Source organism: Flavobacterium sp. EDS, assembly GCF_020991525.1.
GTDB lineage: Bacteria > Bacteroidota > Bacteroidia > Flavobacteriales > Flavobacteriaceae > Flavobacterium.
The window spans coordinates 81,266-93,023 of record NZ_JAJMOZ010000006.1 but is presented as its reverse complement, the minus strand read 5'-3'; the positions used below and the strand labels follow the sequence as shown (position 1 = coordinate 93,023).

Sequence of the window (11,758 nt, the reverse complement as noted above, 5' to 3'; positions counted from 1 at the left end):
TAATCAGCTTGAAAGTATCTAGTATAAAATGATTTAAAAGAGTAAATTAGCTTGTATAAATGTATCAAAATGAAAACAAACGGAATGTTTAAAAGTGCTCTTTCTCATATTTATTATCCAGAAAGTGAAAAAGTTTCAGGAAAGGCTATTCAAAGTCCTATTTTGGCATTAATTATTGCCGATCATCCTTCATTTACAAGAGAAGGATATATTTCTGTAAAGGAATTAAATGTGTTTCGTGAAAAATACATTTCAAATTATTTATCCGCAGAGTTAGGAGTGCTTTCTAATCTTGAAAAAAATGTAATGGGATCTCTAGCGGATCAGAAATTATTAGTAAGTGCTGTTGAAGATGAAGTAGAGGTTAGAAGCTTTGGTCAAAAAGTAGCTGATAAAGTAGCTGATTTCGGTGGAAGCTGGACTTTTATAATACTATTTATCGTTTTTATAATACTTTGGATTTCTATCAATATTTACATTTTGGTAAATAAAGGTTTTGATCCCTATCCGTTTATTTTGCTTAATTTGATTTTGTCATGTGTTGCAGCTTTGCAAGCTCCAGTAATTATGATGAGTCAAAATCGTCAGGAAGAAAAAGATAGAGATAGAGCAAAAAAAGATTATATGATTAATCTAAAATCAGAATTAGAAATAAGAATGATGCATGAAAAGTTAGATCATTTAATTATGCATCAGCAACAAGAATTAATCGAAATTCAGAAAGTTCAAATCGAAATGATAAATGATATTTTGAGTCGGATTAAGAAATAGATTTTTTGATTTATGGAGCATTAGTAATAGTGTTTGTATGCATAGCTCAATACCATAATTAGACTATTAAGGATACCGAAAAACCAAAGTGGTTTTTTGTAATTCCGGCTTTTATCAAAAAAAAATAAAGCTACAATTCCTAAAAATAAAAGGGTAGTATATAGCGCTGGATACATTTCAAAAGCAGCTTTAAAATCACCTTGAAAAAGTAAGAATAAAGCACGTTGAAATCCACATCCTAAACACTCTATTCCGAAGAGGGTTTTACTTAGGCAAGGCAGCATATATTTTTCTAGGTTCAAGAGATTTGTCTTTTTACAATTTTACGAAAAATAGTTCAATCTGTTTCAAGAATAATTAAATGCTATTTTAAAGTTGATTACTTTTGAAATCTGATAATTTATAAAAATGAAAAAGTTAAGAATCCCGATAATGATAATTGCAATTTTGATTGCATTATATGAGCAGTCATCTACTGATAAAAATGTATACATTACAATTGTAGCGATTGTAATTTTTATGATAGGGATGATGCAGTTGAGTGCAAAAACGCCAAGTAAAAATCAAGATAAAGAGGAGCAAGATGTTGAATAAAGGAGATAAGGTTTCGGTTCTGGATGAAGCTATAAATGGAGTAGTGTTATCGGTTAAAAATAACGAGGTAACTATAGAAACAGAAGATGGATTTGTGATGACATTTTTTGTCAATGAGTTGATTAAAATACATGATTCCAGTAATTTAATGAACTCTATTAAAAGAATTAATTTAAGTGAGGTTTCAAAAGAGAAAGAAGAGCCAAAAGCAAGGAGTTTTGTAAAAGAACGCAAGGATAAACGTGAAATTCCAGCACCAGAATTTGATTTGCATATCGAGAAATTAGTACCAAATAAACGCGGGATGTCTAATTATGATATTTTGACTTTACAGACAGAAACTGCAAAGCGACATATCGAATTTGCGATTAGAAATCGCATTCCTAAAATTGTTTTTATTCATGGTGTTGGTGAAGGAATTTTGAAAGCTGAGCTTGATTTTTTATTGGGGCGTTATGATGGAATTGATTTTCAAGATGCCAATTATCAAAAATATGGTTTAGGCGCAACCGAGGTTTATTTTAAACAAAATACCAAATAAAACAGGTTTTATGCTGTGAAATAAATTAGAGCTAAGCATAAAAAAAACGTCTATTTTTAAAAGAGAATTTCATTGAGAAACTCATTTTAAAAATAGACGTTTTTTGTAAGTTTTTTTTTTTTGAGAGAGTGTCAAAAAAAAACTCAAAAAGAAATGTTTAATTATTCTTTTTGAGTGTTGATATTTGTTTTAATCTTTCTTAGTTATTATGGTTCCTAGGACAAAACTCTTTCCTAATTTGAAATCATTTTTATCTTTTTTTAATGTCGTATTTCTAAGCGTTATTGTGTGTGAAAAGTTATTTGCATTGGTTGTTGTTGTAACTTCTATAATTCCACTGTCATCATCAATTTTTCCATTTACACCTGCCCAAATTTGAGTAATCGAGGGGTTAGCTGGAGGAATGGTTTTACAGAAATAATCAGCATCTACAGGAGCACCAGAAAATACGCGATAAAATAATTTATTTGTTATATCGTTAATCAAACCTGTTCTTGGCTCATTTGGTGGTGTGACTTTGTTTACTATTAAAGAAGGGTCTATGTTGTCAATAGTAAGTGATGCTTTATCATTGAAATTATATATCTGTTTTGTAACAGAACATTGATTTGCGTTTGATGGATTAAAAGTTAGTGGCAAGGCATCTATTGTGGTTGTAAAATCTCCAAATGGGAATTTTTTTTCTGTTTGAGGACCACCAGGTTTGTTGAATGTAATATCTTTAAAAACGATACTATAGGTATATCCTTTTATTCTAGAACTATTGTTATCTAGGTCTGTATCTTTTTTTACTATTGTTGCTACTTGTATTATTCCGGATGTTGCTACCCATTCTTCAATTACATTAGGGGTTGCTGGTGGGATAACGTCGCAAATATTGTTTGTACTAACTTTACCGTTATAGGCACGATAAATAACTCGGTATAATTTAGTGTCGATACTGTATTTAAGGGTGTCACCATCAGTAGTAGGCTCGCCTGCAAAAACAGTTTTAGGTACATAAAGTAATAATGATTCCGTGTCTTTTAGTTTAAAAATAAGACTGCTTGTGGATTTTTCATCAGGGCAGTTTGATGGCTGTATGTTTTCAAAATCAATTTTTTCTACAGAAATATTTCCATCGTCACAACCGTTTAGAAGAAAGGCAAATAATGCTATGCTTACAATTTTTTTCATTACGTTTTTATTTGGAGCAAAAATAGTGAAAAAAATGATAATTGATATTTAAGAATAGACAATTGATATTTCTTAACTTTGCCACAATGAAAAAAGTATATCTCGATAACGCCTCCACAACTGCCATACGACCAGAAGTCATTCAGGAGATGACCAAAGTAATGATTGAAGATTATGGTAATGCATCCTCTCCACATAGTTTTGGACGAAATGCCAAGACAATTTTAGAACTTTCAAGAAAAAGTATAGCTAAGCAATTAAATTGCTCGGCACAAGAAATTATTTTTACTTCTGGTGGTACCGAAGCTAATAATTGGATACTTCGTTCGGCTGTAAAAGATTTGAAAATCGAGCGAATAATAACTACTAAAATTGAGCATCATGCTATTTTACATACCGCTTTGGTATTAGAATCGGAATATAATATTACAATTGATTATGTAAATATTAACCCTGATGGATCGATTGACTTAACTCATTTGTCAAATTTGTTATCAGAAGAGAAGAAGACTATTGTAAGTTTGATGCATGTTAATAATGAAACAGGGGTTGTTTTAGATTTAAACAGAGTTAGTGTCATATGTAAGCAATATGATGTGTTGTTTCATTCGGATACGGTACAATCTGTGGGTAAAACAAAAATAGATTTACAAAGTTGTCCTTTGGATTTTATTGTTGCAAGTGCGCATAAGTTTCATGGCCCAAAAGGAATTGGTTTTGCTTTTGTTCGAAAAAACTCAGGATTGCAACCATTGCTTTTTGGCGGTGAGCAAGAAAAAGGATTGCGTGCAGGAACTGAAGCGGTACATCAAATTGCAGGTATGGCAAAAGCTTTGACGCTTTCGTATGAAAATTTAGATAGCGAAAGAGAATATATTACAGGATTAAAAATGTATTTGGTTAATCAGCTAGAAATTGAATTTCCAGACTTCAGAGTTAATGGAAATAAAGATGATTTCTATACAATTCTGAATGTAATATTACCCTTTTCCTCAGATAAAACGGCAATGTTACTATTTAGCTTAGATATGAAGGGAATAGCAGTTTCTAGAGGAAGTGCTTGTCAATCAGGAAGTGTACGCCCATCACATGTATTAAAAGAAATGCTATCGGAAGCTGATTTGAAACTTCCGAATTTGCGAATTTCTTTAAGTCATTATAATACCAAAGAGGATATTGATTGGTTAATTGAAAGCTTGAAGCTAATTGATAATTAACAACTGTTAATTATCAATTAGTTCTAAAATTATTTGCGAATTATTTTTACTTGTGAGTCACTTGTTAATTTAATAATTGTAGATGGTTTTCCTGCTATTCTATCGCGATGTAAATTTACTACGTAATCCACTCCTTTAATAATTTCTGGATTAATATCCTTAAAAGCAATTGGAGTTGGTTGTCCAGAAATATTAGCTGAAGTAGAAACTAAAGGCTTTTTCATTCGCTCTAAAAGTTTAAAACAAAAAGGCTCTTTTACTATTCTAATTGCTAAAGAGTTATCTGATGCAATGATATTTGGTGCCACATTTCGAGGTTTATCTAAAATAATAGTTGTCGGTTTTTCGGATAAATCTAAAATTTGCCAAGCTACCTCAGGGATATCCTTGAATACATTATACATCATTTTTTCACCATTCATTAGGCAAATCATACTTTGTGTTTCGGCTCTTTGCTTCAGTTTATATATTTTTGCAACAGCTTCTGGGTTTGTTGCATCGCAACCTATTCCCCAAACAGTATCAGTTGGGTAAAGTATTATTCCGCCATCTTTAATGACTTCGTATGCGTTGTGTATTTCTTCGTTCATTTTTTATTTGTTTAATCTTCTTGAAAAATAATTAGTATATAATATTTTCGAAATACAAATGTATTTAATTAATAGAATTAAATAGATCTAGTTTAAAAATATTCAGTTAGATTGAGTCTGTTCTTTGGAATAAATATCACTTTACTTTGTGTATATTTGAACTCTAATTTCAAATTTTAAATGAAAATAACCAATTCAAAAATTTTAGTTTCTGTCGTTATACCAGTTTATAATTCAGAGAGATTCATTTCTGAAGCTATCGAAAGTGTTTTAAATCAAAGTTTAAAGGAAATTGAACTAATCCTTGTCGATGACGGTTCTACCGATAAATCATTGATGATTTGTGAGCAATTTTCACAAATGAACGAAAGAGTAAGATTGTTAGAGCAGAAAAACTCGGGAGTTTCAAATGCTAGAAACAATGGTTTGAAGTTGGCTAATGGGGAGTATATTTTTTTTATGGATTCTGACGATACAATTGATTCAGAATTTCTTAGTACTTCTTATGAATTAGCTAAAAAGCAAGATTTAGATATTGTCGTAATTGGAGAAGATTGCTGTAAGCGTTTGCCAAACGTTTATGCGCTGCCTACAATGGCACAATTACTCAAGCATGATTTTTTATTAAAGCATTCTGATATAAGATTTCCAGAGAATATACAACCCTGTGAAGATGGATTGTTTTCGCATCAATTACTTGCTTTAACCACAAGAGTTGCGGGAAATCCTAGTGGGCAATATCATTATAGACATCATGAAAATCAAAATCATAAATCTATTAATAATGCTGTAGGTAAGGTACTGGCACAAATTCCAAGATGGTTTGAAATTCTAGACGATTTTTATAAAAAAAATAATTTATATAATTCTCATTCTTTGCATTTAGCACTTTTTATGGAACATGAACCATTTCAATTGAGATATCTTTCTATGCCATTGGATGCAGATCAAAAAAAATATTTGCATAAGTTGATAAAGGAATTTACACAAAAAAATGTTTTACCTTTTTTGAAAGAGGAAGATAAGAGGAAATTAAATGCTTATTTTTTATTTTTTATAAATTCCCCTAGTCATGTTGATTTTGAGAATTATTATAAAAGATTAAAATTAAAATGTAAAGTAAAATTGTTTTTTGTTAAGGTTATACCGATTTCAAAAGTTAGAAAAAGAATGCGAAAAGAGATAAGGTCAAAAATTTATTAAATGAAAATATTATTAGTTCAACACCATGGTTTTTTAAACGGATCTGGAGGAACAGAAAAAATATGTTGCTATTTAGCTAATAATTTAGTAAATAATAATTTTGAAGTAGAAATAGCTACAAATCAAAATAGTCATGGAAATCCATTTTTTTCTTTGGATGAAAAAATAAAAATAACTAATATTTTTGATGATCAAGTTATTCAAAAAAGTACATTAGAATTACATAACTACAAAGGAAAAAAACTTTTTTTGTGGGTTTATTATAAGATTCTAAAAAAGTACAGCAAGATCTACAATAAAATTTTGTTGAAAAAATGGGGTGGTATTGATGAATTAAATAAATTCAACCTATCTAATCGATCACAGGCTTGGGGAAAATATGTGATAGCATCTAAACCTGATTTAATTATTACAATGAGCATTAGTTCGTTGTTGGAAATTTCGTATAAAAACGATTACGATATCCCAATTATTAATTCTGTAAACGGACGACCAGATTATGATTATTCAGATCTGTTATGGTATCGTTCTGAGAATGAGATGCAGTTACTTAAAGATTCGTATAAAAGCTTAAGTGGTATTCAGGTTTTATTTGAAAGTTATAAGGAATATTTGCCAGATACATTCAAAGGGAAGGCTTTTACTATAACAAATCCAGTTTTTCAAATTGATGATTCAGAAATAGTAAATCATAGTAATGTTAAAGAAAGATTTAAAATAGTAAACATAGCCACATTAGCTACAAATTGTAAGCAACAAGATGTTGCTATTTTGGTATTTTCTCGTTTGGCAAATAAATATTTAAACTGGGATTTACATTTTTGGGGAATAGGTAGTGATTTAGAAATGTTACAAAATCTGGTGAGACAGTTAAATATTGAAGATAGAGTGTTTTTTAATGGGTTTACAAGTAATCCTATTGATAAGCTGAAAGAATCGGATCTATTTATCTTTCCTAGTAAGTATGAAGGATTTGGACTTGCTTTGGTCGAAGCTATGACTGTAGGGCTTCCTTGCATAGGTTTTGAAACTTGTTCGGGTGTAAATGAATTAATAGAACATAATACGAATGGTTTTTTGGTTAAAAATGAAGAAGAAATGAAAGACGCCTTGGTTACTTTAATGACGAATTCAGACTTGAGAAAAAAAATGGGAGCAAATGCACATGAAATGGCAAAAAAACATAACGAAAAAGATGTTTTAGATGAATGGATTAGCCAAATAAATCAGTTTTTAGTATAATAAATAGCACTCCAAAATTAAATTTTAAATTATGCGTATTTTATATTTCTATCCTGAAAACCCATTGATGTTTACTCAAGGAAATAATGCTAGAGCTTTGTCTTTGTTGCGATATTTTAAAAGTCGTAATATTAAAGTAGATTTTGTGGGAGAAGAATCCGATGATTTTAAAGAAGATTCTATTCTGGAAATGAAATCTATAGGTTTAATTGCAGAAGGTTTTCTTTTAAAAAGAGGAAATAGAAAAAGTAAAAGGATTAAATATCTTTTGACATATTCTTTGCCAAGAAAGATGAATAGATCTGTTAAAGATTTTGATCGGACTAAATTCGAACATAAAGAACAATTTGCTGAAATAATTGAATCAAGAAATTATGACTATAAAATTATTTCCTATGCTTATTGGGCATCACTTTTAGATAATACAAAAAAAGGAGATAATGAAAAATGGATTATTGACACTCATGATTTTTTGACTTCTCAATTTCAAACTAATAAAAAATTTAGTTTAAGTGATTATTTTCAGACAGAAATTTCTGTGCTTAAAAAATTTGATAGAGTTTGGGTAATTTCTAATGAAGAAAAGTATGTTTTTTCACAGTTTTTAGATAATCAACTAGATTTAATAACTCATAGTTTGCCAAATAATGCACAAGACAGGCATGTTAATGCTAAAAACATAGATGTTGTATATGTTGCTAGTGAAAATGAGCATAATGTAAAATCTGCTAGATGGTTTTTTGAAAATGTGTACCCCAATATAAAAAGGGATATAAAAATTACCGTTATAGGAAAAATAGCCAAATATATACCAGAGTTTGAAAATGTAGAGAAAATAAAATTTATTGAAGATTTAGACGGAGTCTACAAAAAAGCCAAAATTGCTATTTGCCCAATGTTGTCAGGAACTGGTTTAAAAATAAAAGTTGTAGAGTCATTATCGTATGGATTACCAGTTGTCTGTAATGAAAGAGGAATAGATGGTTTGCTAAATAAAACAAATAATGGTTGTTTAGTAACTAATTGCCCATTAGAATTTGCAAATTATATTAATAAACTCTTGCAAGAAGAAGAGTTTTATGAGGCAAAAAGTTTAGAGGCATCAAAATTTTTTATAGAAAATTTTGATATAAATAGCACACACAAAGTATTAGATGATATTTTTTTTGCTGATAAGAAGAGTCATTCACTCTAGATTATTATTACTAAAACATTCATTTTTTTTTAAACTAACTACAAATTAAATGTATAAATCGATCAAATTATATTTCAGATTAAAAAAATTAGCTCAAAAACTAAAAAAAAACAAAGTTAGAATTGACTTTTTAAGTGAATTAAAATATAACTCTTATGTTTTAATTGTTGATACTAAAATACCAGAATTTAATAAAGATTCAGGATCCAGAAGACTAACAGAGATAATTAAGATGCTTTTGCATAATAATGTAGGTGTTTTTTTATTAGCCGATTTTAAAGAATATAAATATCAATCAGAATATATAGAAATATTTAAAGAAATGGGAGTTGTTGTTTATGAACCAACTATCGATAGGTTTAATAAATTAATAACAAAAGAAGGATTTCTGAAAGAGGTTTTACCAAAAGTAGATTTTGTATGGTTGCATAGACCAGAAATTTTTAATAAATATTACCCACTCGTTAAAAAATACAAAACAGAGGCAAAAATATTTTTTGACATGGTTGATTTCCATTATTTAAGATTTAAAAGAGAGTTTGAATTAAAGGGCGATCCAAAAATGATGGAGATTGCGAACAAATACTTAGAACTTGAATTAGATAATTGTGAAAAGGCGGATAGGATTATTGTTATTTCAGAATCTGAAAAGGAAAGTTTAAAGGAGTATTATCAAAATAATGATAAAGCAATAGCAATAGGAAATATCCACCAGTACATAAATAATGTTACTCCTGTATGTTTTGAAAACAGAAAAGAACTACTTTTTATAGGAGGCTTTGATCATACACCAAATGTTGATGCAGTTAATTATTTGTATGAAGAGATTATGCCTTTATTATGGAAAGTATTACCAGAGATTTCAATAACAATTATTGGCAGTAATCCACCAGCATCTATAATGGAGTTAAATTCAGAAAAATTTAAAATTGTAGGCTATGTTAAAGATGTATCTCCATATTTTTTAAACTCACGGATTTTTGTAGCGCCATTGCGTTATGGAGCTGGGATAAAAGGAAAGATTGGACAGAGCTTAGAATATGGCTTGCCATTAGTAACAACAAATATTGGAGCTGAGGGATTTAATTTTGGTGAAAGTGAGAATATAATTATTGGTAATACAAGTCAGGAAATAGTAGATAATATAATTAGAATGTACCAAAATGAAGAAATCTGGAATGAAATTAGTTTAGCTTCACAAAAGGTTATAGAACCATTCTCAGTAAATACAATTAGAGCAAGAGTATTGAGTTTAATTCAATAATTATATCATGAAGCTATTTTTTCTTACAGTTGAAAGACTGTTTTTACCCAATTTTCAATAGTATATTTATGAAATGTTTCTGGGCTTAAAGGTTGATACGGTGTTGTGAGAAAATCTTCGGGTATATTTATATTCGAATCATTTTCGTCGAGAATTAAAATGTTATTTGGATTATAGAAATCATATTCACTAATTGATTTATTTGTAGTGATAATCTTTTTTTGCATTGCCAAAGCTTCAAATATTCGGAAACTTAGTCCATTATGATCTTTTCGTATTAGATCCAAGAATATTTTTGAGTTTTCAAAGTCAGCTTTTAGGTCTTCTGGAAAAATAAGTCCTTTAGAGTAAATAATGTTTTGATTTATGTTTTCAGGCGGTTTTTTACCTACAAGCATAAATTTAAACGGAATAGAATGAGATGAAAGATAGTTAGCCAGATTGTTTAAAAATGTAAAACGTTCATCAATAGAAATTACAATAAAAATATTTTCGTTTGCATTTTCAAGTGTAATTGCTCTCTTTTCCATGTAAATGTAATTGGAGATGAATGTTAATTGATGTTTTTTAACATCGATTAAATCGAATGAAAATATTTCGTCGAAAACTCCATCTACTATATTATCTATAGGAAATCGTCTGCAACTATCATAAATATATGCAAGATATTTATGGGTAAGTTTTTTAAGCTCTAAATGAGTTTCTCTACTTATTTTATCTGGACGTATAAACAAAATAGCATCGTGATGCCCAAATTCTTTGACTTGTTCAACTAAATAATTTTCTAATGCAGTGGTTTTTTTATTTTTATTAAAAAAAGTTTTATTGATAGAATTTTGAATTTTATCAAAAATGGAAGTGTATTTATATTTAAATTTAGAAGCATCGATGTGATTAGCATCGATGTTTCTTCTTTTTAATTCATCTATAATGTTGTGGTCATAGTAAGTGGAATCATAACTAATTAAACAAATTTTCATAATAATATCCTTATAGTTTATTAAAAAGTTTGTTTGTGTTCTCAATCATACTATTTTTTTCATTCATTACAAATGTTCTGAAGTCTAAAAACTCAGCAAAAACTTCATCATAATTATTCATTGTATGATTAATTAGTTCTGTTACTTTTTCAGGTTGCATTTCATCTGCATGTAGTTTATATTTTTCGGGTATTCCTAGATCTTCTTTAAAAGCTGATGTACCATCACGTCCAGTTAACAAACAAACCCCCGAAATAAGTGACTCTCTAGGGATTTTATCTCTTCCTGGGAAGTAACCAAAGTCAACATGGAGTTTAGTTTTTCGTAAAGTATCTCTCATTTCTTCCCTTGTCATACCAGATAAAGGTATCCATTTGTATTGAGGAAGAAGTGCCATGTATTTTTCAATCTTATCTAATCCTTTTTTTGGATTATAGGTTATTATGTTTTCTTTTGGGAAATTACCAATATCGGGTAAATTATCAAAGAAAAGTTCTGTAACATAATCGCACAAATAAGCAATATCATTTTTATGATCTTTGGTCAATAAAAACTCTTTTGTTCTTTGAGATTGATACCAGTGAGTGACAGTTTTATTGGGTTCAAATCTATATTCAGTATGTTTATAAGGAACAAGTAGTTTTCTTATCCAGTTTTTTTTCTTTTCCCTACTATTCATTAAGACTTCATAAAAATCAAGACTCAACCACCATACTTTTTTCTCAGCCAAAGGATATTTAGCTATTAAGTTAGTCATTGATTCTGGGATTATCATCACATTTTCAATACTATCTTTTACCTTCATTACATAAGGAACATTATAGTTTTTGTAAAAAGGATGAATAGGATCTTTTTTGTATTTTGAATATAACATTTTAGCATTATAGCCTAGAGAATTTAAGATATAACCTAATTGATGTAATGCTTCTGGACCTCCAGTAGCTTTGCTAGGAGGGCAGATTATATATATGTTTTGTTGCATTTT

At 29.2% G+C, this 11,758-nt stretch carries 13 protein-coding genes; 8 read left to right on the top strand and 5 right to left on the bottom strand.

All coding sequences use genetic code 11. From position 1 onward, the window contains the following. Positions 1 to 69 precede the first annotated feature (69 nt). The gene (locus LPB87_RS10590; protein ID WP_129537827.1) at positions 70 to 771 is read left to right on the top strand and encodes a DUF1003 domain-containing protein; all 702 of its coding nucleotides are present in this window, start codon (positions 70 to 72) and stop codon (positions 769 to 771) included. Positions 772 to 791: 20 nt separating this feature from the next. Here the strand turns inward: LPB87_RS10590 and LPB87_RS10585 are convergent, their stop codons facing one another. After that, positions 792 to 1,073: a DUF2752 domain-containing protein gene (locus LPB87_RS10585; protein ID WP_230727878.1), complete on the bottom strand. Its 282-nt coding sequence runs from the start codon at positions 1,071 to 1,073 to the stop codon at positions 792 to 794. Between the two features lie 106 nt (positions 1,074 to 1,179). On the opposite strand from LPB87_RS10585, the gene LPB87_RS10580 reads away from it, so the two are divergent. After that, positions 1,180 to 1,365 (top strand): hypothetical protein, encoded by a 186-nt coding sequence (locus LPB87_RS10580; RefSeq protein ID WP_129537829.1) that lies wholly within the window; start codon positions 1,180 to 1,182, stop codon positions 1,363 to 1,365. Beyond that, positions 1,355 to 1,906, top strand: coding sequence for a Smr/MutS family protein (locus tag LPB87_RS10575; protein ID WP_230727877.1), 552 nt, complete (start codon positions 1,355 to 1,357; stop codon positions 1,904 to 1,906). The genes LPB87_RS10580 and LPB87_RS10575 overlap by 11 nt, the downstream gene beginning before the upstream one ends. Positions 1,907 to 2,095: 189 nt before the next feature. On the opposite strand, the gene LPB87_RS10570 is transcribed toward LPB87_RS10575, so the two are convergent. After that, complete coding sequence (locus LPB87_RS10570) at positions 2,096 to 3,082, bottom strand: hypothetical protein (RefSeq protein ID WP_129537831.1); 987 nt, start codon at positions 3,080 to 3,082, stop codon at positions 2,096 to 2,098. An 86-nt stretch (positions 3,083 to 3,168) separates the two neighbouring features. Between LPB87_RS10570 and LPB87_RS10565 the strand changes: the two genes are divergently transcribed. Further along, on the top strand, positions 3,169 to 4,299 hold the full coding sequence (locus LPB87_RS10565; protein WP_230727876.1) for a cysteine desulfurase family protein: 1,131 nt from the start codon (positions 3,169 to 3,171) through the stop codon (positions 4,297 to 4,299). Between the two features lie 29 nt (positions 4,300 to 4,328). Here LPB87_RS10565 and LPB87_RS10560 read toward each other — a convergent pair whose 3' ends face one another. After that, on the bottom strand, positions 4,329 to 4,889 hold the full coding sequence (locus LPB87_RS10560; protein ID WP_230727875.1) for an L-threonylcarbamoyladenylate synthase: 561 nt from the start codon (positions 4,887 to 4,889) through the stop codon (positions 4,329 to 4,331). Positions 4,890 to 5,069: 180 nt separating this feature from the next. Here LPB87_RS10560 and LPB87_RS10555 point away from each other — a divergent pair, with 180 nt between their 5' ends. Genes LPB87_RS10555 through LPB87_RS10540 form a run of 4 tightly spaced genes read left to right on the top strand, consistent with a single transcriptional unit; the run spans position 5,070 to position 9,793 of the window. Further along, the gene (locus LPB87_RS10555; protein WP_230727874.1) at positions 5,070 to 6,092 is read left to right on the top strand and encodes a glycosyltransferase family 2 protein; all 1,023 of its coding nucleotides are present in this window, start codon (positions 5,070 to 5,072) and stop codon (positions 6,090 to 6,092) included. Next, positions 6,093 to 7,334: a glycosyltransferase gene (locus LPB87_RS10550; protein WP_230727873.1), complete on the top strand. Its 1,242-nt coding sequence runs from the start codon at positions 6,093 to 6,095 to the stop codon at positions 7,332 to 7,334. Between the two features lie 31 nt (positions 7,335 to 7,365). Continuing rightward, positions 7,366 to 8,529 (top strand): glycosyltransferase, encoded by a 1,164-nt coding sequence (locus LPB87_RS10545; protein ID WP_230727872.1) that lies wholly within the window; start codon positions 7,366 to 7,368, stop codon positions 8,527 to 8,529. Between the two features lie 49 nt (positions 8,530 to 8,578). Further along, positions 8,579 to 9,793, top strand: coding sequence for a glycosyltransferase family 4 protein (locus LPB87_RS10540; protein ID WP_230727871.1), 1,215 nt, complete (start codon positions 8,579 to 8,581; stop codon positions 9,791 to 9,793). 23 nt (positions 9,794 to 9,816) lie between these two features. On the opposite strand, the gene LPB87_RS10535 is transcribed toward LPB87_RS10540, so the two are convergent. After that, positions 9,817 to 10,773: a hypothetical protein gene (locus tag LPB87_RS10535; RefSeq protein WP_129537837.1), complete on the bottom strand. Its 957-nt coding sequence runs from the start codon at positions 10,771 to 10,773 to the stop codon at positions 9,817 to 9,819. A 10-nt stretch (positions 10,774 to 10,783) separates the two neighbouring features. Then, complete coding sequence (locus tag LPB87_RS10530; protein WP_129537838.1) at positions 10,784 to 11,755, bottom strand: hypothetical protein; 972 nt, start codon at positions 11,753 to 11,755, stop codon at positions 10,784 to 10,786. Positions 11,756 to 11,758: the final 3 nt, after the last annotated feature.